The following is a 24,506-nucleotide window of genomic DNA, read 5'->3' on the forward strand; positions in this document are numbered from 1 at the left end:
GAGGAGTACCGCTGTGACCAGCACCAATATCGCCTCGCACGTCGTCGCCTACTCCTGGCACGGCTGGGTGACCGTACGCGGCCAGGGCCGCGCGTTCGCCTCCGGCACTGTCACCGGTCCGCACGGCTACTGCCGGGCCAGGGCCCTGCGCGACATCGGCGCGTGGCTGGGCGCCCACGGCTGCACCGGCCACCTCGCCGACATCGCGCTCCTGCCCGCCAACCACACGTCATTGAAGGGGAGTTGACCATGGGCAAGCCCGACACCCGCCGTCTGGACCGAGAGATCCAGCGGACCACGAAGAAGCTGGAAGCCGTACGGCGGGGCGAGTGGTGGCCGCTGACCGGCCGCGAACGGCTCGCGATGACTCGAGCAATGGCCGGAGGCGCCCGCAGCGTCCACCGAGGCCGCAGCACGACCGGCGCGGAGGACCGGATGGACTCCATCGGTTCCGCCGTCGAGATGCGGCTGAACGCGGAGCTGACCGCCCTGCACGGCGAGAAGCAGCGGCTCATCACCGAGGCCGCCCGCGCCAAGGCGGCGAAGAAGTCTTCCGGCTGGTGGTGACCAGCCCGCACAACCCGCCGGGGTGACCGCCTCTTTCCACGGACACGGCCACCCCGGTTCTCCCTCTTCAACTCCCGCCCCGAAGGGGCAGTCAGGAGAACTCTCAGCATGACTGAGAACGTCGTTCACCTCCACAAGCCCACCGACCCCCCGACCGACGACACGGCACCCACGGTGCTGACGGTCGTGCCCGATGCCCCGCCAGCGGCCCCGGTGCCGCTGTGGGTGCGCTCCGGGCGCGCCGTCAAGACCGTGGTCACTCACGAGACGACGAAGACGACCGCCCGCGCCGTCGCCCGGCATGGCCTGTACACGTTCAACGGGGGTCGGATCGTGGCCCGCCGGACCTGGGACGGCAAGACCGGTGCCCGCTACGAGCGCATGATCCGTGCCGCCGAAGCCGCGGGGAACCTGGAAGCGGCCGAGGAGTGGGAGGAGCGGTTGCAGCGCTTCCGCGCCGCCCGCCACCACCGCCGCATGGACCTGCTCCACTCGCCCGTGGAGGCCGCCAAGGGCGTCGGGGTCGGTGTCGGGATGAGCATCGGGGTGCTGGTCGCGCTCGGAGTGGTGATGGCCATCAACAACCACGACGTCACCGACGTCATCACACCGCTCAGGGCAACCATCGACTTCATTGCCCTGCTCATCCGGATCGTGCAGGTCGTATGGGGTCCGGCCCTCACGATCGGCCCGTTGTTCGCCCTGCTCGCCCTGTGGACCGTCGGCAGCAAGCAGCAGGCCGCCCCGCAGTGGGCCCTGCCCGCCAATGTCCGCAGCGGCGAGGGTGAGCCGATCACCCCGTCCATCGTCGTCAAGGCCCTGCGCGACCTGGGGGTGCCCGCGCTGCGCAACGCCATCAAGGAAATGGGCGACGCCGGCGCGAGCATGCTGGGTCCGATCCGCATCGCCGGATGCGGCGTCGAAGTCGACGTCACGCTCCCCTCTGGGGTGTCGACGAACGAGGTGCAGGGCAAGCGGCGCAAGCTCGCTGAGAACCTGAGTCGGCACGAACACGAAGTGTTCATCACCATCCCCCAGGCCGCCCGCACGGTACGGCTGTGGGTGGCCGACTCGGGTGCACTGGATGAGCCGATCGGCCCGTCTCCGCTGGTCACCGATGACACGATGACCGCGGACTACGCCAAGGGCCGCGCCCCCTGGGGTCAAGACCTGCGCGGCGACGCGGCAGCACTGAGCGTGTATCAGCGCCACCTGCTGATCACCGGCTTGTCCAACCAGGGCAAGACCGTCGCCCTGCGCTCCCTGGCCCTGTGGCTGGCCCTCGACAAGTCGGTGCAGTTCCTCATGGGCGACCTCAAGGGCGTGGGCGACTGGGCCATGTTCGACGGACTGGCCACCGTGCTGATCCAGGGCCCGACCGATGACCACGTCATCAAGGTCACGGAGATGGTTGAGGGCGCAGTGGAGGAGATGAACCGCCGTATCCAGGCCCCGCCCGGAACGGTGTTCCCGCCGCTGATCGTGCTGGTCGACGAAGCGCAGGTGGCGTTCATGTGCCCGGTCGTCGACGACGAGAAGCGCCCCTACGGCGGGTCCAAGGCCACGTCCCGGTATTTCATGGCCGTCCGCAAGATTCACAACCAGGGCCGTGCGGTGAACGTGCTGATGTGGCAGGGGACGCAGGACCCCACCGACCAGAACCTTCCCAAGCTGGTGCGCGAGGGCGCCCACACCCGCGCTTCCCTCGCGCTGGGCACGGAGTCTCAGGCGCGGATGGCGCTGGGGGACAAGGCAGTTGACGGGGGCGCCGCACCCAACCTGCTGCGCCCCGGCCTCGACAGGGGAACCCTGGTCGTCGCATCCGACGGCATCGCCATTCCCGCCGGGCAGGCGTCCATCACGGTGCGCACGCACTACATCGACGACGACGCGGCCAAAGCCCTCACCGACCGCGCCAAGGCCATGCGCGCCGGAATCACCACCCTGCGCGCCGTCGACAAGGGCGAGCAGCGAGACCCCCTCGCCGACATCTTCGACGTCATCGGAGACGAGGAACGCTCGCTCACGCAGGACATCGTCAAGCGGCTCTCCATCCTCAGCGAGGACGTCTACGGCGGGTGGTCGTTCGTCGACCTCAAGCGCGTGCTGGAGGCCGCCGACGTGGAGCCGTACAAGTCGCACGGGCGGATGAACATCCGCCGTGACGACGTCGCCCGCGCCCTCGCCGACCGCGACAGCGACGGTTCCGCTTCCGCCTCCCGGTAGCGGGGAGGCAGACCCTCCCGCCGTGGGGAGGCGGGGAGAACTCCCCAACCGCCTCCCCACCCTGCATCCCCCACGCTGATCAGCGGAAACATCGTTTTGGGGAGGCGGGGAGGCACCCCAGGTCAGACCCCTGAAACCCCCTCCACAGCCATCCCGTCAGGGGGTGTCCCTGCCTCCCCCAACCCAGCACCGGAAGGGATTCCGCATGTACCCCGACCACACCCACCAGGCGCCCGATCAGCGGGCCCTGGACGTCCACTACCCGACCCCGATACAGCCCGTCATCGCCGCACCCGCGCCGCTCGTTCCCGTCCAGCCGGGCACCATCCCGGCGGTGGCGAGCATCGTCCTGCCGGACGGGCGGGTCGTCACCGGCTACGCCATCGAGCCCGTCAAGGCCGAACCGGTCGCGACCCCGCCGGCCGTCTCCCGCGCGGCCGTGAACGTCGCCCTCGGGGGCGTCGGGTTCCTCGCGGTGTGCGGCGGACTGCTGCTGCTCACCACGTTCATCACCGCCCTCACGGCGCTGATCACCCAGCTCATCACGCTCGCCGCCGTCATCTTCGGCGGCTGGATCGCTGTCCAGGTCTTCAGCGCGAGCGGCCACAAGGGCGGGACCACGGTCAATATCCGCAAGGCAGTCATCAAGCGGAACAAGTTCTACGGCTGAAAGGGCCCAACTCCCGTGCTCCGACTGCGTATCCAGCTCACCGACTGGCCCCGCCGCGCGCTGATCCTCACCGACACGCCCCGCCCCGACTGCCCGCGCTGCGAGGGAGCGGGCGGGGTCGCCTACGACTACGGCGACCACAACGGCGAGTACGCCGGTACCGAGTGGGACCCCTGCACCTGCTGGAACGAGACCCACCGCTGGGTGCTCATGCCCCTGCCCCGTCGCCCCCGCTGGCTGCGCCGACGCTACGACGGCCGCGACCCGTGGGGCCCCGGCAGCTACAGCGACGAACCCCCGTTCTAGACCCACCCCGAAAGGAAGCCCATGGCCACCGGCAGCACCGATCCCGTTCGGCATCCGCGTACGGCCGCTGACGCGGTCCGCGCCTTCAACCACGCCACCCTGTCCACCTTCGGCAAGGATCCCCAACTCGCCTACCCCGGCACCATCTACCGGACGCTCGCCGCGTTCACCACCCTCGCACGCGGCCTGCCGCAAGCCTTCGACCAGACCGGCACGGCCCTGGCCCGCCTGCACCAGACCGGACACCTCACCGCCGACCACGGCACCCCCACCCAGCACGCCGACGCCGTCTCCGTCGCCCTGCGGGAAGCCGAACACCACGCCACCGCCATGGCCCAGGCACTGGAACGCGCCCACAGCGCATCCGGCCCGCTCGGCTACTGCGGCCCGATCAACAACGACACCGACGACGACCTGTAGCTACGCCAAGGGCGGCCCCCCATTCCGCCAAGAACCGGGGCCGCCCTTGCCAACCAGTCCGCAACAGACCTGTTGGAGGTCTCCAGCATGACCCAACCCACGGACAACCGGCGAGAGGCCTTACTGACCGCCGCCCTGAACGCCGCTGAGCGCGGCTGGCACGTCTTCCCGCTGTTCCCCGCCACCAAGCGGCCCGCCCTGCATGGGGAGGCATCCTGCTCGCGCGCCGGGGCGTGCGTCGACGGACACCGCAAGTGGGAGCAGCGGGCCACGACCGACCCGGACCGCATCCGCGCCACCTGGACACACGCCCCGTTCAACGTCGGGATCGCCACCGGCCCTTCCGGGCTGCTCGTCGTCGACCTCGACATGCCCAAGCCCCACAGCAATGCGGACACGCCTGACGGCGCGGCGACCTTCGGGGCGCTCTGCGAGCGCACCGGTCACGCCGTCCCCGACACCTACCGGACCCGGACCGCGAGCGGCGGCAGCCACCTCTACTTCACGGCGCCGACCGGGGTGCGGCTGGCCAACACGGCAGGAACCGTTGCCCCGTTGGTCGACACCCGCGCCTGGGGCGGCTACGTCGTCGCCGCGGGCAGCATCACCCCCGCCGGACCCTACAAAGCCATCAGCGGCCCTGTAACGGCTTCTCTGCCCGCGTGGCTGCTGAGCATCCTGAAACCCGCCCCCGTACGCCCCACAGGGCCGCTGAGGCTCCCCGCGGTCAACGGCAGCCGCGCGGCACTCGCCGCGCTGGAGCGGGAATGCGCCGTGGTGTCCGCAGCCCCGGAATCGAAGCGCAACATCACGCTGAACCGGTGCGCCTTCAAGGTGGGGCGGTTCGTCGCATGGGGCGACATCGCCCGGCACGTGGTGGAGGACGCCTTCCAAGCGGCTGGGGAGGCGCACGGACTCCCCGCTGCGGAGTGCCGGGCCACGATCCGCAGCGCACTGGACGGCTCCATCCGCAAAGCCCGTCCCCGGGATGCGGCATGAGCACACCAACCCATCCCCCCTTGGAAGGCCAACCCCGCGCGAAGGGGCCGAAGCCCGCCGAACTGGCCGCGCACCGCACGGCTGTGGGCGAGCCGAAGGGCGTCGCCGAAGGCGTCCCCATTGCTGTTCGCCCTGACCCGCAGCAGGGAGACGGCCGCTACCCCATCGCGTGGCTGCACATCTGCGCCCCGCGCGGCGCCGTTCCGACGGCCACCTCACGGTGCCTGTGCGGCAGGGACCGCAGCGCCGTCGGCCACACCCGCGTGCTCGCCCTGATCGACGACCACACCGCCCACCGCGACGAATGCCCGATCCGGAGCTCCCAGGAAGGGAGGACCGCCGCATGACCCCCACCACCCCCGCGCCGTCCATCGACGGGGCCGCCCTGCTCAACGAGGTGGAAGCCTTCCACCGCCGCTTCAACGTCTTCCCCACGGAGGCCGCGTACGTCGCCGTCGCGCTGTGGGACGCGCACGCTCACCTGCTCGACTGCTTCGACTCCACCCCGCGCCTGGCGTTCCTCTCTCCGGAACCAGGCTCGGGCAAGTCCCGCGCGTTGGAGATCGTGGAAACCCTCGTGCCGCGCCCCATGGTGGCCGTGAACGCGTCCGCGCCGGCGCTCTTCCGCGCCGTGTCCGGACCGGACGGACGGCCGACGATCCTGTTTGACGAGATCGATACCGTCTTCGGTCCCAAGGCGGGGGACAACGAGGAACTGCGTGGGTTCCTCAACGCAGGCCACCGCCGTACGGGTGTCACCTACCGGTGCGTCGGTGACAGTCAGACCGTGACGCCGTTCCCGTCCTACACGGCAGTCGCGGTCGCCGGACTCGGCTCGCTGCCGGACACGATCCTGACCCGCTCCGTGATCATCCGCATGCGACGCAGGGCCAGGAACGAGAAGGTCGAACCCTTCCGCGCCCGCCTCCATGAGCAGGAAGGCGCCGCCCTGCGCGACCGTCTTGCCGCATGGGCGGAGCAGGCGCGCGGATGGGTCATGGGCGCGTGGCCGGAGATGCCCGAGGGTGTCACCGATCGCCCCGCCGACGTTTGGGAGCCCTTGCTCGCCATCGCGGATGCCGTCGGGGGCGACTGGCCCGAGCGGGCCCGCGAAGCCTGCGTGATCCTGGTCAAGGCCTCCCAGCTCAGTGACAAGGGCAGTCTCGGTGTGCGACTGCTGACCGACCTGCGCGATCACATCATGGTCGGTGTCGACCGCCTGCCCACCGTCGCCGTCCTTGACCGCCTCAACTCCCTCGACGACGCGCCATGGGCCGACCTCAACGGCAAACCGCTCGACAACCGGCGCCTTTCCCGGATGCTCGGGGAGTACGTCACCGCCGACGGGGACCCCATCGCCTCACGGAACATGCGCACCTCCGGGGGCATCCTCAAGGGCTACTACAGCGTCGACCTTCACGACGCGTGGCAGCGCTACTGCCCGCCCCCTCCGGTGACCGCTCCTGAAAGTGCGCTACATCCGCTTCAGCCGCTACTGCCCAGCTCAGAGGGCACAGCCGCGTAGCGGCAGACACCGATGTAGCGGCTACACGCGCCTCCGCCACAGGCCCGGCACGCCCCGAGCGAGCCGGACCCGGAACGTGTCGTAGCCGCTACATCCCACCCCTCCGCTACACAAAACACGCCGCTGACCTGCGATGTAGCGGCGAAGCGGATGTAGCGCACTTCTGAGAACGGGGCCAGAGAGGCCCCTCCCCCCTCCTCTCCCCCCATCGAGAGACGAAGGAGAGCCACGGAATGCACACGGCCCAGATTGCTGCCGCCGTAGATCCAACGCTCGCACTGCTGACTGTTGAGGAAGCCGCCCGTCGCCTCCAGATCGGCCGGACTGTCTGCTATCGGCTCATCAGCTCGGGAGAGCTGGAGTCCATCACCGTCGGCCACCTCCGCCGAGTGCCCGCCGACGCTGTGCCTGAGTTCGTTGCCCGCCGCCGCACGCACCATCGCCCCGCCCATATCGCAGCCTGAGGAGCCTACGCATGGCAGAAGAGACCAACAGCCGGCGCACTCGACAGCCCAACGGCCGATCCTCGATCTACTTCGGCAAGGATGGGAAGTGGCACGGCCGCGTCACCGTCGGCATCCGGGACGACGGCACGCCGGACCGCCGCCACGTGGAACGCAAGACCCGCGCTGAGGTGACGACGGCGGTCCGCGAACTGGAGAAGCAGCGCGACGGCGGGACCGTCCGGAAGGCTGGCCGTGCCTGGACGGTAAAGACCTGGCTGACGCACTGGATCGAGAACATCGCCCCGTTGGCCGTGAACGAGAACACGATGGTGGGCTATGGGGTTGCGGTGCGAACGCACCTGATCCCCGCTCTCGGGGGTCACCGGCTGGACAAGCTGGGACCCGAGCACATCGAGCGGTTCTACGGGAGCATGCAGGCTGACGGACGGAAAGCCGGGACGATTCATCAGATTCACCGGACCTTCCGCACAGCGTTGAATGAGGCTGTGCGGCGTGGGCACCTCACGCGCAATCCGGTGCAGCTTGCCAAGGCTCCCCGGGTGAGCGAGGAAGAGATCGAGCCGTACAACGTCGCAGAGGTTCAACGGTTGCTGCGTACGGCGGACGACCGCCGGAACTCCGCCCGCTGGGCCGTCGCCCTCGCCCTCGGACTCCGACAGGGTGAAGCCCTCGGACTCAAGTGGACGGATGTCGACCTGGAACGGGGCATCCTGATGGTCCGTCGGAGCAGGCGCCGGCCGCGCTACGCCCACGGATGCGGCGACACCTGCGGGAGGAAAGCCGGGTACTGCCCGCAGCGTCAGCGGACCAACCCGGAGACGGCCGACACGAAGTCCCGCGCGGGACGGCGGGCGGTCGGACTTCCCGGACAGCTTGTAGACCTGCTGCGGACCCACCAGACCAAGCAGCAGGCCGAACGCGCGGCGGCCGGTGACGACTGGACGGATGAGGGCTGGCTCTTTGCGACGCTCACCGGTCGGGGCACGTCACCCCGAACGGATTACGACGACTGGAAGGAACTCCTGGACGACGCGAAGGTGCGGGACGGTCGGCTGCACGATGCCCGGCACACCGCCGCCACGGTCCTGCTGATCCTCGGAGTCTCCGAACGGGCCGTCATGGGGCTCATGGGATGGTCGACCACGGCCATGGCTGCGCGGTACCAGCACATGGTGGACTCCGTCCGGAGCGACGTGGCCAGGCAGGTTGACGGGCTCATCTGGAAGCCGGACGGAGACGGGCCGGAAGACGATGACGACGGTCATGCTGGGACGCTCGTGACAGTCAACTGACCTTGTGAAGGGGGGCCGCAAGCGGCCCCCCTCGGTATTTATGGCAACCGGCGCCGCACAGTGCTGGTGATCGGCATCCTGCTGTCATGGATGAGGGAATTGTTGCGCTCGTCACAGCGGGCGTCGGACTGGTGGGCGCGATTGGCGGCGCAGCCATTGGTGGCATCGCGGCGGCGCGAGGAGCCCGTATCGGGGCCGAGACGGCGGCAAGGGCGACAGCGAAGCAGGTGCACGATCAAGCAGCCGTGGATCATGGGCATTGGCTTCGTGATCAGCGGCTAGTAGGGCTTTGTTAGGTCCTGTGGTGGGGTTCGGGTGTGGGGGCGGGGTGGCCGCATATCGAGCAGGCGCCGGTCCAGGTGGCCAGGATCTTCTGTAACGCGCGCAGAACCGCGTAGAGGGTCAGGCCGGCGCAGGGACTTTTGGGTCGAGGCGGAGCATGGTGCAGAAGGCCTGGGCGAGGGCGGCCAGGGTCACGTGCCGGTGCCAGCCGAGGTAGCTGCGGCCTTCGAAGTGGTCCAGGCCGAGGCCGTCCTTGAGCTCACGGTAGTCGTGCTCGACCCGCCAGCGGATCTTGGCGATACGGACGAGTTCGCGTAGCGGGGTGCCGGCGGGCAGGGTGGAGAGCCAGTAGTCGGTGGGCTCGGCGGCGCCGGGTGGCCATTCGGCCAGCAGCCAGCACTCGGGCAGACTGCCGTCCAGGTCACGGGGGATGTCGCGGTTGGCCGGGCGCACGCGCATGGCCACGAAGCGCGAGCGCATGTCGGCCCGTGGGTTGCGCGGACCGCTCTTGGTGCCCTGGCGCCAGGTGACGGTGCGGGCGGCGCCCCGCCCGGCGGCCAGGACGAGGTCACGCAGGGTGCTGTGCGGCATCGGGTAGGCGGGCCGGGGCGGGCGGCCGCGGCCGCTGTAGGGCGGACGCTCGGGCAACGCCTCACCGGGGTAGGCGGTGGTGGTTCCTTTGACGGCGACCGCGTAGGCGAGACCGCGTTCGGTCAGGCCCAGGCGGAAGCCGGTGGCATCGCCGTAACCGGCATCGGCGACCACCGGCAGACCGGGCAGTTCCCACTGGCCGCGGACCTCGTCGAGCATCTCCAGCGCCTGGCGCCACTTCTCCTTGTGGCGGACCTGGTCGGGGATGCCCGCCCGCTGGCGGCGTCGGCGGATCGCCTCGGCCAGCAGCGGGTCGTCCCCGGATGCGGCGTCGTCCCAGCTGTCGGGGATGAACAGCCGCCAGTTGACGGCCGCTGAGGCGTGGTCGCTGACCAAGTTGACACTGACCGCTATCTGGCAGTTTCCGCGCTTGCCCAAGGCGCCGCAGTACATCCGGGCCACCCCAGGGGAGTCGTACCCGTCCTTTGGGAAGCCCGTGTCGTCGATCGCATACGCCTCCGGGGTGATGTGCGCCGCTGCCCACCGCGAGACCCGGCGCCGCACCTCGACGTAGTCCCAGGTGGAGGAGGAGATGAACTGCTGCAGCTGCTGGTGGTCCACGCCCAGACGCTCGGCCATCGGCTGCATCGACTTGCGCTTGCCGTCCAGCATCAGCCCACGCACGTACAGCTCGCCCTTGGCCCGCTGGTCCCGGCGTTTCACCGTGCCGAGCATCTCGGCTGCGAACGCCTCCAAGCGGGGGCGGATCTCGTCCATCTCCTCAGGTGTCACACCTGACAGGACATCACGAGACTACCTCGGAACGATCAACCAGGGTACGTAACAAAGCCCTACTAGAGGCCTACAGGTCAATGCTGGCTGCATACGAGGCCTACGGAGTGGCTGCGACTGCGGTGCAGCGCTTGCTTGAGCATCGCGAGAGTGAGGTGGGCAACCCCGAACTGGACAACGTGGGGTCGTCGGCCACCGCTGTCCTGCGCGCCTACTTCTCTATCCGCCTGTTGGGGCCGGAGGCGGTCAAGGGGAAGGCGCTGCAACTCCGGCTGAAGGTAGACGAGCATGTCGAGAGTCTCGCCGCATGGGCGGGCGCCTTTCTGCGTGCTGACGAGTCAGACATGGAGGAGGCACAGGCCCGCGCGAATACGCTGCGTAGAGAGATAGCCCGCCTGCATAGCGACTTTGTGACCGCAGGTACTGGCGTCATCGCCGACATCGCACCGTCTGCGGCGCAGGCCAACTGAGACGGAAACTGAGACGGAGGATGTACGAAGGGTCCGGCTCGATGAGCCGGACCCTTCGTCTACCTGCGGTAGCGGAGGGATTTGAACCCTCGGTGACTTGCGCCACACTCGCTTTCGAGGCGAGCTCCTTCGGCCGCTCGGACACGCTACCGAGGGAGACCCTACCCCAAGGTGGGCCGTGGTTCGAAATCCGTTTCCGGCGGCGCTTGAAGGATCAACGTCCCGCGATCGGTGGTCACGGGGGAGCGGCGTCAGTGGTCGCGGAAGAAGCGCGTGAGCAGGCTCGCGCACTCGTCCTCGAGTACGCCCCCGATCACCTCGGGGCGGTGGTTGAGCCGACGGTCGCGTACGAGGTCCCAGACGGAGCCGACGGCGCCCGCCTTCTCGTCGCGGGCGCCGTAGACGACCCGGTCCACCCGGGACTGGACGAGCGCGCCCGCGCACATCGTGCAGGGCTCCAGCGTGACGACGAGCGTGCAGCCGTTCAGCCGCCACTCCCCGAGCCGCTGGGCGGCCCCACGGATCGCGAGCACCTCGGCGTGCGCCGTCGGATCGCCGGTGGCCTCGCGTTCGTTGTGCCCGGTCGCGAGCACCGTCGTGCCGTCCGTGGACAGCACGACGGCGCCGACGGGAACATCCCCGCCCTGGACGGCCTGGTGGGCCTCGTCCAGGGCGAGCCGCATCGCGGCCCGCCAGCGGTCGCGTACCGGATCTGCCGGATCTGCTGGAAAGGTCTCTTTTGTCGGGCTCACCCGGGAAATCTATCGGGCTCGCCCGGGAAACCGCCTCACCCGGAACTACGGGAACCGGGACCTGTCTTCTGGATCAGGCCCGGGGACCTGATCCAATCGACAGGCCCTAGCGGACGGTCTCCAGGACCTCCGCCGCTCCCAGGGCTTCGGCGATCGTGCTGAGCGCGTCGCCTTCGTCCAGGGCGAGCAGTTCCTTCTCGCTCACACCGAGGTCGACGAGGATCTCGCGGTCCCCGACGGGGCTGTGCGAGACGATTTCGCCGGAGACGCTCTCCTCCTCGTCGTCCTCGGAGTCGTCTGCGTCGTCGGGTTCACCGTCCTCGGTGCCGTCCAGATCGAGGGAGTCCAGGTCGGCGTCGTCGTCGCCGGGCTCCCGTCCTAGTAGTTCGTCCGTGAGCAGGATCTCGCCGTACGAGCTGCGGGCAGCGGCTGCGGCGTCCGAGACGTAGATGCGAGGGTCCTCCTCGCCGTCCACGCGGACGACGCCGAACCACGCGTCCTCCTGCTCGATGAGTACGAGAACCGTGTCCTCGTCCGAGGCTTCACGGGCCAGATCGGTCAGATCCGACAGGGTCTCCACATCGTCGAGCTCTGTGTCGCTCGCTTCCCACCCGTCTTCGGTGCGCGCGAGCAGTGCGGCGAAGTACACCGTGACTCTCCCACTGGTCATAGGCGTGCCGGTTGGGGGTCCCCCCGGCGGAGGTCGATTGGGCGGGGAGTGCTGCTCCGAGACCCCACCCACTCGGAATCGTGGCAGAAACAGAGCGTTCAGGGGACGTCTTCGGCCTGCTGTGTCTGCCTCTTTTGATCGCTACCAGCGGATCGTACGCGGACCTCGGCGTCGTGTGTGCATGTCCCCGCTCTCACGGCGTGGGCGGACCACCAAGGAGCTGCCGAAGGAGCCACCGAAGGGGCTACCAACGGAAGGTGCGCATGCGCATGGCGTGACGGAGGCGAGCGGCCTTGGCGCGGCGGGGCTGGACGCGGTCGCGCAGCTCGCGCGCCTCGGTCAGGTCCCGGAGGAACTGGGCACGCCGCCGTCGGCGCTCGGTGTCCGTCTCCGGCTGCCCGACCGGTTCGGCCTGCCCGATCCGCTCGGCCCGTCGGGCCTGTTGGGCCTGTTCGACGCGGCGAAGCCGTTCGGTCCTTTCGACCCGTTCGGCCCCCTCGGCTCGCCCAAGTCGCTCCAACTGCTCCGGGGACTCCTTTTCCCGTTCCGGCATAGGCCCACCACCCCAGGTCGGTCCCTCCCACTTTCCCTCTGACGGGCGGTTTGATGCCAGAGCGAGGGGCCTGGGGGCACAGCTACTGTTATGGGCATGCGTCTCCACGTCGTCGACCACCCCCTGGTCGCCCATAAACTCACCACCCTGCGCGACCGGCGCACCGATTCCGCGACCTTCCGGCGGCTCGCCGACGAGCTGGTCACCCTGCTCGCCTACGAGGCCACCCGGGACGTGCGCACCGAGCAGGTCGACATCGTGACCCCGGTCGCCCCCACCACGGGCGTCAAGCTGTCCTACCCGCGCCCGCTGGTCGTGCCGATCCTGCGCGCGGGCCTCGGCATGCTCGACGGCATGGTGCGGCTGCTGCCGACCGCCGAGGTGGGTTTCCTGGGCATGGTGCGCGACGAGGAGACGCTCCAGGCGTCCACGTACGCGACCCGCATGCCGGACGACCTCTCCGGGCGCCAGGTGTACGTCCTCGACCCGATGCTGGCCACCGGCGGCACGCTCGTCGCGGCGATCCAGGAGCTGATCAAGCGCGGCGCCGACGATGTCACCGCCGTGGTGCTGCTCGCCGCCCCGGAGGGCGTCGAGGTCATGGAGCGCGAACTCGCGGGAACGCCGGTGACGGTCGTGACCGCGTCGGTCGACGAACGGCTCAACGAGCACGGCTACATCGTGCCGGGGCTGGGCGACGCGGGGGACCGGATGTACGGGGCGGCCGAGTAGGTTCCCGCACCTCTGCGGGCCCGCTCACGGCCCTATGGGGCCTTCAACGGTCCCTACGGGCCTCGACGGGTCAACCGGCCCTTCCGGGCCTTCAACGGTCCCAACGGGCCCTTCAACGGTCCCTACAGGGCCCTCAGGTCCGTTCCGGTCATGCACGCTCTCACGGGCTGTCGGCGGTCCTACGGGGCCGCCGACAGCCTTCGCCGTTCAGCAGCTCTTCGGAGAGGCGGAGGCGGCCGGTTGGGGCCCGGCCAGGGTGGCCAGGGCCTTGTCGGCGTCCTCCTTCTTCGTGAGGCTCTTGAAGGCGGTGCCGATGATCAGGTCGACCCGGTCGGCCTGGGCGCGGCCGTCCGTCTTCACCTCGGCGCCGGACAACTGTGTGCCGAGGACGGGCAGCGCGGCCCGCGACGCCCCCTTGGCGCCGAGCAGTACCCCGGCGCCGGCGACCTTCTTGTCGTACGTGGCCGTCGCGTTGCCCACGTCGCCGATGCGGAACCCGCGCTTCTCCAGCTCGTCCGCGGTCTGCTTGGCGAGGCCGCTGCGCGCTGTGGCGTTGAGGACGTTGACGGTGATCTGCCCGGGCTTGGGCAGCGCCCCGGCGACGCCTGACGTGGTGGACGCCGTGGTCGCCTCGGCCGACGGACCGACCGCGGACGTGCAGTCCCTCTTCGGGCCGGCCGCCGTGGCCTTGTCGCCCTTGCCCGTGAAGACGTCGATGAGCTGCAGGGTTCCCCACCCGACCAGCCCAAGCGCGGTGACGGAGGCGACGACCAGGAACACGAGCCTGCGACGCCCCCGGGGTCGGCGCATCCGTGGGTATTTGTCCCCCGTGATCCGGTACTGGCCGCCCATGCCAGGGGGAGTGAGCATGCTCATGGGCGCAGCGTAGTGTGCCGCGGCGGTGATTCCTACTAAATGATCATCGGTTGAGGCCCAGTCCAACCCAAAAGGGTCAATGGGTGGGGGTCTTGGGTCTCGAAGAGCCCTCGCGTCCCCGGCGCCCGACCTCAGTCGAGTTCGAGCACGCGCGCGTGGAGCACCTGGCGCTGTTGCAGCGCGGCGCGTACGGCGCGGTGCAGGCCGTCCTCGAGGTACAGGTCGCCCTGCCACTTCACTACGTGCGCGAACAGGTCACCGTAGAACGTGGAGTCCTCGGCGAGGAGGGTCTCCAGGTCCAGCTGGCCCTTGGTCGTCACGAGCTGATCGAGGCGGACCGGGCGCGGCGCGACGTCCGCCCACTGCCGGGTGCTTTCCCGGCCGTGGTCGGGGTACGGCCGTCCGTTTCCGATGCGCTTGAAGATCACACGGAAAGCCTACCGGCCCAGACCTTCCGGGCGCAGCCATGGCGACGGAGTGCGACGCTGGAAAAGACGTCGTAAATCAGTGCAAACCGGGAACAGGGGCCTGATATGAGCGACAGCGAAGCACCTCCCGCGGTGGCACCCGAAGGTGTGAGCGGCGCTCCCGGGCTCTCCCAGGAGGCCCTGGAGATCGCCTCCGGTTACGCGTTCCCCGGACCCTCGCTCGACCTGGGCGCACTGCTCTGGGACGGGCGGTGTCTGCCGGACGCGCGGATCCGCATCCCGCTGTCCGTGCTCAACCGGCACGGCCTGGTCGCCGGCGCCACCGGCACCGGCAAGACCAAGACGCTGCAGCTGATCGCCGAGCAGTTGTCGGCTCAGGGCGTGCCGGTGTTCCTCGCCGACATCAAGGGTGACGTCTCCGGGATCTCGGTGCCGGGCGTGTCGAACGACAAGGTGCTGGAGCGCGCCCAAGAGGTCCATCAGGAGTGGACCCCGAGTGCCTGCCCGGCCGAGTTCTACGCGCTCGGCGGCATGGGCCACGGCATTCCCGTACGGGCGACGGTCACCAGTTTCGGCCCGGTGCTGCTGTCCAAAGTGCTCCAGCTCAACCAGACCCAGGAGCAGTCGCTCGGCCTGATCTTCCACTACGCCGACCAGAAGGGCCTGGAACTGTTCGACCTCAAGGACCTGCGGGCCGTCGTCACCTTCCTGACCTCGGACGAGGGCAAGGCCGAACTGAAGGGCATCGGTGGCCTGTCGTCCGCGACCGCGGGCGTGATCCTGCGCTCCCTGACGGCCTTCGAGGCACAGGGCATGAGCCCGTTCTTCGGGGAGCCGGAGTTCGACACGAGCGAGCTGCTGCGGACGGCGTCGGACGGCCGCGGGACGGTGTCCGTCCTCGAACTCCCCGAGGTCCAGGACAAACCGCAGCTCTTCTCGACCTTCCTGATGTGGATGCTCGCCGATCTCTTCCACGACCTCCCGGAGGTCGGCGACATCGACAAGCCCAAGCTGGTCTTCTTCTTCGACGAGGCGCATCTGCTCTTCACCGACGCGTCGAAGGCCTTTCTGGAGTCGATCACCCAGACCGTGCGGCTCATTCGTTCGAAGGGGGTCGGTGTCTTCTTCGTGACGCAGACCCCGAAGGACGTGCCGTCCGACGTCCTCGCCCAGCTCGGCAACCGTGTCCAGCACGCGTTGCGCGCCTTCACGCCGGACGACCAGAAGGCGTTGAAGGCCACGGTGAAGACCTTCCCCAACTCCGTGTACGACCTGGAGGAGGTCCTCACCGCCCTCGGCACCGGCGAGGCCGTGGTGACCGTGCTGAGCGAGAAGGGCGCCCCGACGCCGGTCGCGGCGACCCGGCTGGGGGCCCCGCGGTCCCTGATGGGCCCCGTCGAACCGGCCGCACTGGACCGGGCGGTGCGGGCGTCACCGCTGTACGGGCGCTACGCGGAGGCGGTCGACCGCGAGTCGGCGTACGAGAAGCTCGCGGCGCGCGACGCGGCCGCCGCGCAGGCAGCCGCACAGGCGGCTCCGGGGGCCGGGCGGGCGCCCGCGAAGGGCGGCGGCCGGGCGAAGGAGGAACCCTCGGTCGTCGAACAGGTCGTCGGCAGCGGCATCTTCAAGTCCCTGGCGCGGTCGGTGGGTACGCAGATCGGCCGGGAGATCACGCGCTCCCTCTTCGGGACGGCTCGGCGCAGGCGGTAGCCAGTGGTCGGTAGCCGCCTGCCGATAGCCGTCAGCCGATAGCCGGCGGCCGCAAGTCGATGGGAGTGAGGCGACCGCCCGCCGTCGGGGCGGTCGCCTCGGGCTTCCCCCGGTTGTGCCGTTGTGCCTAGTTGTTCCCGTGTTCCTCGGGCGGAGGTGCCTGTACCTGCCGGGCGTCCGGCGCGGGCCTGAGCTCGGGCTTCGGCTTGGGCGTGTCGCGGACGGCTTCCGCGCGCAGGAGGGCGCGCAGGACCGCGTACGGGTCGTTGGGCATGGCTGTTCCTTGCGTTCGCTGGTTCGCTGACTGGCTGGTGAGGACGGTCCGGAGGCCGGGCCGGGCCTGTCAGCAGCGCAGGACCACGGAGCGCAGGGCGTGCAGCGTGCCGGAGTGCGACGGCGGTAGGTGACGGGGGTGGGGCGCAGGTTCCGGGCCGCAGGGAGCGGTCGGTGCGGGGCGCAGCGGAGTGAGGGGGCGGTGCTCCTGCCGGGTGGGCGGGCGAAGGGCCGTGTCGAGTACGTCGTGTTCGGTGCCGCAGTCGGTGTCGGCGGTGGCCACGACAGGGGTCGTGGCGAGGGGGTCGACGTGGGCGCCCGCCGCGAGGATCGTGAGGACGAGGAGCGTCAGGACCCGCATCCATGCGTGCCGGTGCGACGGGCGCGGCCGGCGGTGCGCAGAGGGGCTCATAGGAGGTCGTGTCCCCATCCGGAGTGGGTGGTTCATCGGGTCGGCGGCGAGATCCGCTCTCATGGGCTACGAGCGAGGCGCGGGGTTGACGTACGACACGTACGACGTGGTGCCGTGTGGTGCCGCTGTGGTGCCGTCGTGCGGTCAGACGACGGCCGGGATGTGCTCGACGCGGCTGCGGATCACGAACGCCGTGATGATCTCCGTGACGCCCACCGCGAGGAGCCAGCAGCCGCCGACGAGGGTGAGGACGGCGACCGAGGTGAAGGGGGACACGATCAGGACGATCCCCGCGAGGAAACTGACGATGCCGAGGAAGATCTGCCAGCCGCGGGCCGGCACGGTCGGGTCGGACGCGGCGGCCAGCGTCTGCGTGATGCCGCGGAACAGCCAGCCGATGCCGATCCACAGGGCGAGCAGGAGGATCGACTGCATCGGGCCGCGGAAGCAGAACAGGCCGAGCAGGATCGAGAGGGTGCCGCTGATGAAGGCCATGACGCGCAGTGAGGTCGCGGCGTGGGTGCCGAACGCGGAGACGAGCTGGAGTACTCCGCTGACGAGCAGGTAGAGCCCGAAGAGCACGCCTGCGGCGAGCAGGGAGGCGCCCGGCCAGACCAGCACCATCACGCCGAGGGTGAGGGCCGCGATGCCGGCGAGCAGGACGGCTTGCCAGGCGCTGCGGGTGATGAGGTGCAGGGGGCCTTCGGGGGCGACGCGTGGCTCGCGGTCGTGGACGTGGCGGTCGTCGTACTGAGGGCCCTGGTGGGGGCGGTTCGGTGCCTCGCTCATGACTCATGCTTTGGCCGGGTGGGGGTGGGCTGCCACCTCGGTGACCCATCCGACGGAACTGGGGCCCCTCACCCCGCGGGGTGCGTCCGTCGGCTGCGGGCGGGTGGGGGCTGGTCGCGCAGTTCCCCGCGCCCCTCAGAAGCGCTGGCGCGCATCTTCAGCCCGTCCGGCGTTTGAGGACGAGGGACGTGGGGTTACTTGCCGGAGGCTTTCGCCTGGGCCTTCATCTCCTGTTTGTGGGCGCGGACCTTCGCCAGGGACTCCGGGCCGGTGATGTCGGCGACGGAGCGGAAGGAGTTCGGTTCGCCGTACGCCTCCGCGGCCTCGCGCCAGCCCTTGGGCCGCACACCGAACTGCTTGCCGAGGAGGGCCAGGAAGATCTGGGCCTTCTGGGCGCCGAAGCCGGGCAGTTCCTTGAGCCGCCGCAGAAGCTCCTCGCCGGTCTTGACGCCCTCCCAGACCTTGGTGGCGTCCCCGTCGTAGTGCTCCACGAGGTACTGGCACAGCTGCTGGATCCGCTTGGCCATGGACCCGGGATAGCGGTGCACGGCCGGCTTCGCGGAGAGCAGCGCGGCGAACTTCTCCGGGTCGTACGCGGCGATGTCGTGCGCGTCCGGCTCGTCCGTGCCCATGCGCTCGGCGATCGTGCGCGGTCCCTTGAACGCCCACTCCATCGGCACCTGCTGGTCCAGCAGCATCCCGGTCAGGGCGGCGAGGGGACTGCGGCTGAGCAGCGCGTCGGCTTCGGGATCCTGGGCGATGTGAAGGCTGACGTCCATGCCTCGATGATCCCGCGTGCGGGTGCCGAACGCCTCTCAGGCCGCCGTGCGCCAGTAGCCCATGGCGTTCACCCGTTGCCTCGGGACGGAGAGTTCCTTGCGCACGTACGCCGTGAGGGCTCGGGTCGTGGTGGTGTCGCAGGCGATCCAGACGTAGGGGGCGGACTGGTCCGCGAGGAGGCCCGGGAGGGACTCCTTGACCTGGGCGACCAGAGGGGCGCCCCGGCGCGGGACCGGGCGCAGGTCGTGGAGTGCGGGGCGGGTGCGGAGCGGGAGCCCGTCCGTGCCGTGGTCCGTCTCGAACCAGATCGTCGCCGGGGCCGTACCCACCGCGTCGAGGAGGGAGTTGAGGGCGGGGAGGGAGGCCGCGTCGGCGACGGCGAAGACGTGGGACGGGGCGGGGTCCGGCTCGGTGAACGCGGTGCCGTGGACGGTGGCCTCGATGGTGTCCCCGGGCTTAGGGTCTGTCCGGCGGATCATGCTGCAGATGCGGGGCTTGGTGCGTCCATCGGCGGCGTTGTCGTCGGTTGCCGACTCCCCCACTCTCGACTTCGCTCGAGCGGGGGGACCCCCATCGCGTCGACGCCTTCCTCCGCCTTGCAGTTGGACGCACCAAGCCCCGCTCACCAGCGTCGATGAGGCACCGCCCGTTTCCTGCGACCTGATCCGCCGGACAGACCCTAGCCGCCCGCGCCCAGTCGCTCGCGCGCCCTTCGTGCAGCGCGAACTCCAGGCCGAAGGTGCCGGTCGACGGGTCGGGGTCGACCAGGGTGTACGCCCGCTGGTGCGGCTTGCCCGCGTTGTCGAACCACAGCCGGACCCACATGGTCGGGTGCACCCCGGTCGCCGCGAGCATGCCGCCGTCGGTGAGGCGCAGGCGGCGGTAGCGCGGGGTGATGTCCTCGGCCTCGGTCACGGTGAACTCGAAGTCCTTGCCGCGCAGCAGCTTGAGTACCGCGCCTTCCCAGCCGTGCCCCTGAGCCATCGTCTGTCCGCCCCTCGCGTACGATTTCGCCACAATGGAAGTTAGGTTAGCCTAACCTGATAAAAGTGGGGATGGATTGTGACCGCCGAGCTCTACCGTGACCCTTGGGGGATCCCCCACCTGCGCGCGGGCAGCGCCCTCGACCTCGCCCGCGCCCAAGGCCGTGTCACCGCCCTCGACCGCGCCTGGCAGCTGGAGGTCGAACGGCACCGGTCACAGGGCACCTCCGCCGCCTTCCTCGGCGCCGAGGCCGTCGACTGGGACCGGTTCGCGCGCCGGGCCCGGCTCGACGACACCGCGAGACGTTGCTTCGCGGCTCTGGACAGACGGGACCCGGAGACCGCCGACTGGGTCGTCGCGTACGTCGAGGGCGTCAACGAGGGGCTGGCCGAAGGCGCCGGGCACGCACCGGAGTTCGCCAGGACCGGGCTCGCCGTAGGGCGCTGGGAGCCCTGGACCCCGCTCGGCGTCTGGCTCGGCACGCACATCCTCTTCGCCGGTTTCCCCGCCAAGCTGTGGAGGGAGGAGGTCGTCCGCCGGATCGGGCCGGAGGCCGTGGACCTCTTCGCCGCCGACGGTCCCGGCACCTCCGGCAGCAACGGCTGGCTCGTCACGGGCGAGCGGACCGGCACCGGGCGGCCGGTCATCGCGGGCGACCCGCACCGCTTCATCGAGGACCCCGGCGTCTACCAGCAGATCCACCTCTCCTGCCCCGAGTTCGACGTCGTCGGCCTCGCCGTCCCCGGCGTCCCGGGCATCGCCCACTTCGCCCACACGGGCACCGTCGCCTGGGCCATCACCAACGCGATGGCCGACTACCAGGACCTGTACCGGGAGCGGCTGCGACGCGCCGGACCTCAGGGACCGGAAGGATGGGAGGCGCTCGACCCGGACGGGGAGTGGCGGCCCGTGGCCCGGCACGTGGAGACGGTCGAGGTGGCCGGCGGTGAACCCGTCGAGGTCGAGATCGTCGAGACCCCGCGCGGGCCGGTCGTCATCGGGGGAACGGAGCGGACCGAGGGCATCGGACCCATCAGCCTCCGCTACCCGCCCCGCGTCACCGAGGACCTCGGCTTCAGCGCGCTCCTCCCCCTCCTGCGGGCCCGCGAAGTCGCCGACGTGGACCGGGCGTTCGACCACTGGGCCGAGCCCGTGAACGTCGTCCAGGCCGCCGACACCGAGGGCGGCGTACTGCACCGGGTCGCCGGCCGGGTCCCGCTCCGCGGCTCGGACAACCGCACCCGGATCGTCGCCGCCTGGGAGCCCGGGCACGAGTGGCGGGGCTGGCACGAGATGCCGTACGGGACGGTCCAGGACGGCGCCGCCGTGATGGCCAACCAGCGCGGGCCGGCCACCCCGCTCGGCGTCGAGTTCGCCCCGCCGCACCGTGCCGCCCGGATCCGACAACTCCTCGACGAGCGGCCGAAGTGGACGGCCCGGGACATGGCGGACGTCCACATGGACACCCATCTCGGCTCCGCCGCGCCCCTGATGGACCACCTCGCCGCGCTCGACGGACTCGGCATCGAAGCGACCGCCCTGCGGGACCGGCTGCTCGGCTGGGACCGCCGGATGACGGCCGACAGCCTGGCGGCGGCCGCGTACTCCGCGGTGCGCGGCGCGGTCGTACGGCGGCTCGCCGCACACCCCGCCTTCGCCGCGCTGGCCGACGCGCCCGCGTACCCCGAGGTCTTCCGCCCCTGGCTCGCCCTCCTCCCCCGCGTCGGCTTCGCCCTCGAACACCTGCTGAAGGCCGAGGAGTTGTACGGCATCGACCGCGCCGCCCTCGTCCGCGAGGCCGTCGAGGAGGCGGCCGCGCAACCGCTCGGCGTCTGGGGCGACACCCACCGGCTCGCGCCGTGGCGCGCGCTCACGACCACCTCGTACGACGAACCGGGGCTCTCCGGAGACCACGACTGCGTGCTGTGCACCTCGGCGGTCCCCGGCCTGACGGACCTGAGTGCGCGCGGCCCGGCGGCCCGTTACGTCTGGGACCTCGCCGACCGCGACCACAGCCTCTGGGTGGTCCCCTTCGGCGCCTCGGGCGTCCCGGGCTCGGCCCACCACCGCGACCAACTCCCCTTGTGGATCGAGGGAGGGCTGGCCCCGGTCATCACCGACTGGAGCCGGCTGACGCAGGAACAGGAGACAGAGAAGGTTGAGGACAGCCATGAGCAGTGAGCCGTACGGCGCCGACCGCGAGGCCGTGCACGAGGAACAGCTCGACGGCTTCGGGACCGTGCGCGTCCTGCCCGTCGACCCGCACGCCGACCTGGACGTCATCCACCGCTGGGTGAGCGAGGAGCGTGCCGTGTTCTGGGGCATGAACGGGCTCACGAAGCAGCAGGTGCTGGAGACGTACGTCCACCTGGACTCCCTCGACACCCACCACGCCTTCCTCGCGCTCAAGGACGGTGAGCCCGCCGCGCTCTTCCAGACGTATGAACCGGAGGCCGACCGGGTGGGCGAGTGCTACGCCGTCGAGCCCGGCGACGTCGGCGTCCATCTGCTGATCGGTCCCGCGGGGCCCGGCGGTGGCCGGTCCGGCTGGTCGTCCGCGCTGCTGACCGCGTTCACCGCGTATGTGCTGATCGGCCTCGACCGGCGGCGGGTCGTGGTGGAACCCGACGCGCGCAACGAGAAGGCGATCACGCGCCTGGTCCGGCAGGGCTTCGTGGCTGGCCCGGAGATCGTGCTTCCGGAAATCGACCTCCCCGATGTCCACTTGCCCGAGAAGCGGGCCCGCCTGGCCTTCCTGACGCGGGAGGCGGCCCTCTCAGGGGGTTCCTGCCCGGGTTCCGCGACGGCGTCCCCGCCGGTTTCCTCGCCGGTTCCGCCGGCGGCCGGGGGAGTGAGCACGGCGCCGGATTCGGCCGTACGTATCCGTGACTCTGGTAAATACACGGAGACCTGCGGAGACCGCGGGAACGACGGAGACGACGGAGACGGCGTGTGAGTGAACGTGGAGGCGGACAGCGGGAGCGACGACGGATCGCCCAAGGGCTCGCGCTGTTGGGCACGGTGCTGGTCCTGGTGCTCTTCGGCGGCGTCGGCGGCGCGTCCGCCCACGCCGCGCTGACCGGCTCCGATCCACAGGACGGCAGCGTGCTGAAGACGGCACCCACCGAGGTGACGCTGACCTTCAGCGAGTCCATCGGGCTCCTCGACGACTCCTTCCGCGTGCTCACCCCGGAGAACCGGCGCGTCCACACCGGCGATCCGGGGCACGCGGGCGACCGTTCCGACACCGCCCGCGTGACCCTGCCCAAGGGCCTCGGCACCGGCACCTTCACGGTGGCCTGGCGGGTCGTGTCTGCCGACAGCCACCCGATCTCCGGTGCCTTCACCTTCTCCATCGGCAAACCCTCCGCGACCGCCCCGCCCGTCCTCGTCGACCCCGACGGGAACACCGCCGCGGGCACGCTCTACGACGCGGCCCGCTACTTCGCGTACGGCGGTCTGGCCCTCCTCATCGGCGCGGCCACCTTCGTCCTGGTCTGCGGATTCCCGGGCCCGGTACGGCGACTGCTGCTCACCGGCTGGTGGATCCTGGCCGGGTCCACCGTCGCGCTGCTGCTCCTGCGCGGACCGTACGAGCGCGGCAGCGGACCGGCGGACGCCTTCGACCCGTCCGTCCTCAGCGAGACCCTGACCAGCAGGCCGGGACTGGCCCTGGTGGCGCGGCTGGTGCTGCTCGGGGCGGCGGTGTTCTATCCGGTACGGGAGCAGGCGCGGGGGCGGGTCGTTCTCGCACTCGGCGGGCTGCTCACCGTCTCCCTCGCCGTCACCTGGGCCGTCGCCGAGCACGCGTCCGCCGGGATCCAGGTCCCCGTGGCGATGGTCTCCTCCGTGCTGCACCTGCTGTCGATGGCGGTCTGGATGGGCGGTCTCGGGGCCCTGCTCACCGCGCTGTACCGGTCGGCCGAGCCGCTCCCCGCGGCCGTCGTCAACCGCTTCTCCCGCCTCGCCCTCGCCTCGGTCACCGTCCTGGTCGTCACCGGCGTCTACCAGTCCTGGCGCGGCCTCGGCTCCTGGGACGCGCTGACCTCCACCTCCTACGGCCGACTCCTCCTCGCCAAGCTGGTGGCGGTGCTCGTGCTGCTCGCGGGGGCGGGGGCCTCGCGCCGCTGGACGGGACGGCTGATGCTCGCGGCGGAGGAGGAACGGACGGCGGCGACGGTACGGGTGGAGAAGCGGGTGCCGGAGACGGTGGGGGCCCCGGCCGTCCCCACCGGCGTACGCACCGCGGACGTACGAGCCGAGGGGGCCGGCGGCGCGCCCGACGACGACGCACCGGACGGCCACACACCGGACGAAGACGCTCCGGACGAAGACGCGCCGGATCCGGATCGAGGACCCTCACCCTCCGACAGGACTACGGACAAGACCTCCGCCAAGACCTCCGCCAAAACCTCCGGCGAGGCTTCCGACGAGGCCGACCGGTACCGGCGGGCGTTGCGGCGATCGGTGCTGGTCGAGGTCGTCGTCGGCGTCGTCGTGCTGGTGATCACCACCCTGCTCACCGGTACCCAGCCGGGCCGGGCGGCCACCGAGGCCGCGGCGGCCTCCGCCACCGAGGCCGCCGGGCAGGCCACGGCCTCGACGACGACGATCCCGTTCGACGTGGGCACGAAGGGCGGACACGGCAAGGTGCAGATCCAACTGACACCGAGCCGTGTGGGCGAGAACTCCGTGCAGGCCGTGATCTACGGCCCCGACGGCGGCTTCGCCACCGTGCCCGAACTGCGCCTCACCTTCACCCTGGAGTCCCAGCAGATCGGCCCGATCGACGCCGAGCTGACCGACAAGGGCGGCTACTGGGCCGCCGACGGCGTCACTCTCCCGGTGGCCGGCACCTGGACCATGAAGGCCACGGTCCGCACCACCGACATCGACCAGGTCACGGTGTCGAAGACCGTGAAGATCGGCTGACCCGGGTC

At 70.5% G+C, this 24,506-nt stretch carries 26 protein-coding genes, 1 tRNA gene and 3 pseudogenes; 17 read left to right on the top strand and 13 right to left on the bottom strand.

Annotated elements, in window-relative coordinates; all coding sequences use genetic code 11:
• The first annotated feature begins 13 nt into the window (after positions 1-13).
• The 11 genes from OG819_RS14230 to OG819_RS14280 all read left to right on the top strand — a co-directional run bounded on the left by OG819_RS14230 (position 14) and on the right by OG819_RS14280 (position 8,472).
• Positions 14-247 carry a hypothetical protein gene (locus OG819_RS14230; RefSeq protein WP_266649687.1) on the top strand — a complete coding sequence of 78 codons (234 nt, stop codon included), beginning with the start codon at positions 14-16 and terminating at the stop codon, positions 245-247.
• A gap of 2 nt (positions 248-249) precedes the next feature.
• Entirely contained in the window at positions 250-567 is a 318-nt protein-coding gene (locus OG819_RS14235) for a hypothetical protein (RefSeq protein ID WP_266649689.1), read from the top strand.
• 108 nt (positions 568-675) lie between these two features.
• On the top strand, positions 676-2,793 hold the full coding sequence (locus tag OG819_RS14240; RefSeq protein WP_266649691.1) for an FtsK/SpoIIIE domain-containing protein: 2,118 nt from the start codon (positions 676-678) through the stop codon (positions 2,791-2,793).
• 205 nt (positions 2,794-2,998) lie between these two features.
• Complete coding sequence (locus OG819_RS14245; protein ID WP_266649693.1) at positions 2,999-3,463, top strand: hypothetical protein; 465 nt, start codon at positions 2,999-3,001, stop codon at positions 3,461-3,463.
• Positions 3,464-3,478: 15 nt separating this feature from the next.
• Positions 3,479-3,769 (top strand): hypothetical protein, encoded by a 291-nt coding sequence (locus OG819_RS14250; protein WP_266649695.1) that lies wholly within the window; start codon positions 3,479-3,481, stop codon positions 3,767-3,769.
• Positions 3,770-3,790: 21 nt separating this feature from the next.
• On the top strand, positions 3,791-4,189 hold the full coding sequence (locus tag OG819_RS14255) for a hypothetical protein (protein ID WP_266649696.1): 399 nt from the start codon (positions 3,791-3,793) through the stop codon (positions 4,187-4,189).
• Positions 4,190-4,276: 87 nt separating this feature from the next.
• On the top strand, positions 4,277-5,188 hold the full coding sequence (locus OG819_RS14260; RefSeq protein ID WP_266649698.1) for a bifunctional DNA primase/polymerase: 912 nt from the start codon (positions 4,277-4,279) through the stop codon (positions 5,186-5,188).
• A complete protein-coding gene (locus OG819_RS14265; RefSeq protein ID WP_266649700.1) occupies positions 5,185-5,535 on the top strand; it encodes a hypothetical protein in 351 nt (116 codons plus the stop codon). The genes OG819_RS14260 and OG819_RS14265 overlap by 4 nt, the downstream gene beginning before the upstream one ends.
• Positions 5,532-6,713, top strand: a complete 1,182-nt coding sequence (locus OG819_RS14270) for a DUF3631 domain-containing protein (protein WP_266649701.1) — start codon at positions 5,532-5,534, stop codon at positions 6,711-6,713. The genes OG819_RS14265 and OG819_RS14270 overlap by 4 nt, the downstream gene beginning before the upstream one ends.
• Positions 6,714-6,946: 233 nt before the next feature.
• On the top strand, positions 6,947-7,177 hold the full coding sequence (locus OG819_RS14275; protein WP_266649703.1) for a helix-turn-helix domain-containing protein: 231 nt from the start codon (positions 6,947-6,949) through the stop codon (positions 7,175-7,177).
• 11 nt (positions 7,178-7,188) lie between these two features.
• Positions 7,189-8,472, top strand: coding sequence for a tyrosine-type recombinase/integrase (locus tag OG819_RS14280; RefSeq protein WP_266649705.1), 1,284 nt, complete (start codon positions 7,189-7,191; stop codon positions 8,470-8,472).
• A gap of 402 nt (positions 8,473-8,874) precedes the next feature.
• Here OG819_RS14280 and OG819_RS14285 read toward each other — a convergent pair whose 3' ends face one another.
• Positions 8,875-10,122: an IS701 family transposase gene (locus OG819_RS14285; protein ID WP_266652542.1), complete on the bottom strand. Its 1,248-nt coding sequence runs from the start codon at positions 10,120-10,122 to the stop codon at positions 8,875-8,877.
• A gap of 95 nt (positions 10,123-10,217) precedes the next feature.
• Between OG819_RS14285 and OG819_RS14290 the strand changes: the two genes are divergently transcribed.
• On the top strand, positions 10,218-10,607 hold the full coding sequence (locus OG819_RS14290; protein WP_266649707.1) for a hypothetical protein: 390 nt from the start codon (positions 10,218-10,220) through the stop codon (positions 10,605-10,607).
• A gap of 66 nt (positions 10,608-10,673) precedes the next feature.
• On the opposite strand, the gene OG819_RS14295 is transcribed toward OG819_RS14290, so the two are convergent.
• The 4 genes from OG819_RS14295 to OG819_RS14310 form a co-directional block, all read right to left on the bottom strand.
• Positions 10,674-10,758, bottom strand: a tRNA-Ser gene (locus OG819_RS14295).
• A gap of 100 nt (positions 10,759-10,858) precedes the next feature.
• Complete coding sequence (tadA, locus tag OG819_RS14300) at positions 10,859-11,290, bottom strand: tRNA adenosine(34) deaminase TadA (RefSeq protein ID WP_266634478.1); 432 nt, start codon at positions 11,288-11,290, stop codon at positions 10,859-10,861.
• Positions 11,291-11,465: 175 nt separating this feature from the next.
• A complete protein-coding gene (locus OG819_RS14305) occupies positions 11,466-12,008 on the bottom strand; it encodes a hypothetical protein (protein WP_266434062.1) in 543 nt (180 codons plus the stop codon).
• A 265-nt stretch (positions 12,009-12,273) separates the two neighbouring features.
• Entirely contained in the window at positions 12,274-12,582 is a 309-nt protein-coding gene (locus OG819_RS14310) for a hypothetical protein (RefSeq protein ID WP_266635182.1), read from the bottom strand.
• A 96-nt stretch (positions 12,583-12,678) separates the two neighbouring features.
• Here OG819_RS14310 and upp point away from each other — a divergent pair, with 96 nt between their 5' ends.
• A complete protein-coding gene (gene upp / locus OG819_RS14315; RefSeq protein WP_054235115.1) occupies positions 12,679-13,314 on the top strand; it encodes a uracil phosphoribosyltransferase in 636 nt (211 codons plus the stop codon).
• A gap of 207 nt (positions 13,315-13,521) precedes the next feature.
• Here the strand turns inward: upp and OG819_RS14320 are convergent, their stop codons facing one another.
• Both OG819_RS14320 and OG819_RS14325 read right to left on the bottom strand, forming a co-directional pair.
• Positions 13,522-14,166 (bottom strand): LytR C-terminal domain-containing protein, encoded by a 645-nt coding sequence (locus OG819_RS14320; RefSeq protein ID WP_266652693.1) that lies wholly within the window; start codon positions 14,164-14,166, stop codon positions 13,522-13,524.
• A gap of 155 nt (positions 14,167-14,321) precedes the next feature.
• Positions 14,322-14,618 carry a type II toxin-antitoxin system VapB family antitoxin gene (locus OG819_RS14325; RefSeq protein WP_003999914.1) on the bottom strand — a complete coding sequence of 99 codons (297 nt, stop codon included), beginning with the start codon at positions 14,616-14,618 and terminating at the stop codon, positions 14,322-14,324.
• Between the two features lie 105 nt (positions 14,619-14,723).
• On the opposite strand from OG819_RS14325, the gene OG819_RS14330 reads away from it, so the two are divergent.
• Positions 14,724-16,328, top strand: coding sequence for a helicase HerA-like domain-containing protein (locus OG819_RS14330; RefSeq protein ID WP_266626193.1), 1,605 nt, complete (start codon positions 14,724-14,726; stop codon positions 16,326-16,328).
• A 127-nt stretch (positions 16,329-16,455) separates the two neighbouring features.
• On the opposite strand, the gene OG819_RS14335 is transcribed toward OG819_RS14330, so the two are convergent.
• The 6 genes and pseudogenes from OG819_RS14335 to OG819_RS14360 all read right to left on the bottom strand — a co-directional run.
• Positions 16,456-16,602: a hypothetical protein gene (locus OG819_RS14335; RefSeq protein WP_266432917.1), complete on the bottom strand. Its 147-nt coding sequence runs from the start codon at positions 16,600-16,602 to the stop codon at positions 16,456-16,458.
• Positions 16,603-16,671: 69 nt separating this feature from the next.
• Entirely contained in the window at positions 16,672-16,962 is a 291-nt protein-coding gene (locus tag OG819_RS14340; RefSeq protein WP_266649709.1) for a hypothetical protein, read from the bottom strand.
• Positions 16,963-17,157: 195 nt separating this feature from the next.
• Entirely contained in the window at positions 17,158-17,802 is a 645-nt protein-coding gene (locus tag OG819_RS14345; RefSeq protein ID WP_266649710.1) for an HdeD family acid-resistance protein, read from the bottom strand.
• A gap of 194 nt (positions 17,803-17,996) precedes the next feature.
• A complete protein-coding gene (locus tag OG819_RS14350; protein WP_266626186.1) occupies positions 17,997-18,581 on the bottom strand; it encodes an HhH-GPD-type base excision DNA repair protein in 585 nt (194 codons plus the stop codon).
• A 36-nt stretch (positions 18,582-18,617) separates the two neighbouring features.
• A pseudogene (locus OG819_RS14355) lies at positions 18,618-19,040 on the bottom strand (siderophore-interacting protein); the annotation flags it as partial.
• A gap of 220 nt (positions 19,041-19,260) precedes the next feature.
• A pseudogene (locus OG819_RS14360) lies at positions 19,261-19,566 on the bottom strand (siderophore-interacting protein); the annotation flags it as partial.
• Between the two features lie 78 nt (positions 19,567-19,644).
• Here OG819_RS14360 and OG819_RS14365 point away from each other — a divergent pair.
• The 3 genes and pseudogenes from OG819_RS14365 to OG819_RS14375 all read left to right on the top strand — a co-directional run bounded on the left by OG819_RS14365 (position 19,645) and on the right by OG819_RS14375 (position 24,498).
• On the top strand, positions 19,645-21,747 hold the full coding sequence (locus OG819_RS14365) for a penicillin acylase family protein (RefSeq protein WP_266649712.1): 2,103 nt from the start codon (positions 19,645-19,647) through the stop codon (positions 21,745-21,747).
• Positions 21,737-22,348 (top strand): annotated as a pseudogene (locus OG819_RS14370) (GNAT family N-acetyltransferase); the annotation flags it as partial. The gene OG819_RS14365 and the pseudogene OG819_RS14370, both read left to right, overlap by 11 nt.
• 170 nt (positions 22,349-22,518) lie before the next feature.
• Positions 22,519-24,498, top strand: coding sequence for a copper resistance protein CopC (locus OG819_RS14375; protein WP_266649714.1), 1,980 nt, complete (start codon positions 22,519-22,521; stop codon positions 24,496-24,498).
• Positions 24,499-24,506: the final 8 nt, after the last annotated feature.

It is taken from the genome of Streptomyces sp. NBC_01549 (assembly GCF_026339955.1).
Taxonomy (GTDB): domain Bacteria; phylum Actinomycetota; class Actinomycetes; order Streptomycetales; family Streptomycetaceae; genus Streptomyces.

Excerpts from the sequence above, each read along its gene's own strand:
- OG819_RS14235 (WP_266649689.1), top strand. The coding sequence starts at position 250 with ATGGGCAAGCCCGACACCCGCCGTCTGGACCGAGAGATCCAGCGGACC.
- OG819_RS14240 (WP_266649691.1), top strand. The coding sequence starts at position 676 with ATGACTGAGAACGTCGTTCACCTCCACAAGCCCACCGACCCCCCGACC.
- OG819_RS14245 (WP_266649693.1), top strand. The coding sequence starts at position 2,999 with ATGTACCCCGACCACACCCACCAGGCGCCCGATCAGCGGGCCCTGGAC.
- OG819_RS14255 (WP_266649696.1), top strand. The coding sequence starts at position 3,791 with ATGGCCACCGGCAGCACCGATCCCGTTCGGCATCCGCGTACGGCCGCT.
- OG819_RS14260 (WP_266649698.1), top strand. The coding sequence starts at position 4,277 with ATGACCCAACCCACGGACAACCGGCGAGAGGCCTTACTGACCGCCGCC.
- OG819_RS14265 (WP_266649700.1), top strand. The coding sequence starts at position 5,185 with ATGAGCACACCAACCCATCCCCCCTTGGAAGGCCAACCCCGCGCGAAG.
- OG819_RS14270 (WP_266649701.1), top strand. The coding sequence starts at position 5,532 with ATGACCCCCACCACCCCCGCGCCGTCCATCGACGGGGCCGCCCTGCTC.
- OG819_RS14275 (WP_266649703.1), top strand. The coding sequence starts at position 6,947 with ATGCACACGGCCCAGATTGCTGCCGCCGTAGATCCAACGCTCGCACTG.
- OG819_RS14280 (WP_266649705.1), top strand. The coding sequence starts at position 7,189 with ATGGCAGAAGAGACCAACAGCCGGCGCACTCGACAGCCCAACGGCCGA.
- OG819_RS14285 (WP_266652542.1), bottom strand. The coding sequence starts at position 10,122 with ATGGACGAGATCCGCCCCCGCTTGGAGGCGTTCGCAGCCGAGATGCTC.
- OG819_RS14290 (WP_266649707.1), top strand. The coding sequence starts at position 10,218 with ATGCTGGCTGCATACGAGGCCTACGGAGTGGCTGCGACTGCGGTGCAG.
- tadA (WP_266634478.1), bottom strand. The coding sequence starts at position 11,290 with ATGCGGCTCGCCCTGGACGAGGCCCACCAGGCCGTCCAGGGCGGGGAT.
- OG819_RS14310 (WP_266635182.1), bottom strand. The coding sequence starts at position 12,582 with ATGCCGGAACGGGAAAAGGAGTCCCCGGAGCAGTTGGAGCGACTTGGG.
- upp (WP_054235115.1), top strand. The coding sequence starts at position 12,679 with ATGCGTCTCCACGTCGTCGACCACCCCCTGGTCGCCCATAAACTCACC.
- OG819_RS14320 (WP_266652693.1), bottom strand. The coding sequence starts at position 14,166 with ATGGGCGGCCAGTACCGGATCACGGGGGACAAATACCCACGGATGCGC.
- OG819_RS14330 (WP_266626193.1), top strand. The coding sequence starts at position 14,724 with ATGAGCGACAGCGAAGCACCTCCCGCGGTGGCACCCGAAGGTGTGAGC.
- OG819_RS14335 (WP_266432917.1), bottom strand. The coding sequence starts at position 16,602 with ATGCCCAACGACCCGTACGCGGTCCTGCGCGCCCTCCTGCGCGCGGAA.
- OG819_RS14340 (WP_266649709.1), bottom strand. The coding sequence starts at position 16,962 with ATGCGGGTCCTGACGCTCCTCGTCCTCACGATCCTCGCGGCGGGCGCC.
- OG819_RS14345 (WP_266649710.1), bottom strand. The coding sequence starts at position 17,802 with ATGAGCGAGGCACCGAACCGCCCCCACCAGGGCCCTCAGTACGACGAC.
- OG819_RS14350 (WP_266626186.1), bottom strand. The coding sequence starts at position 18,581 with ATGGACGTCAGCCTTCACATCGCCCAGGATCCCGAAGCCGACGCGCTG.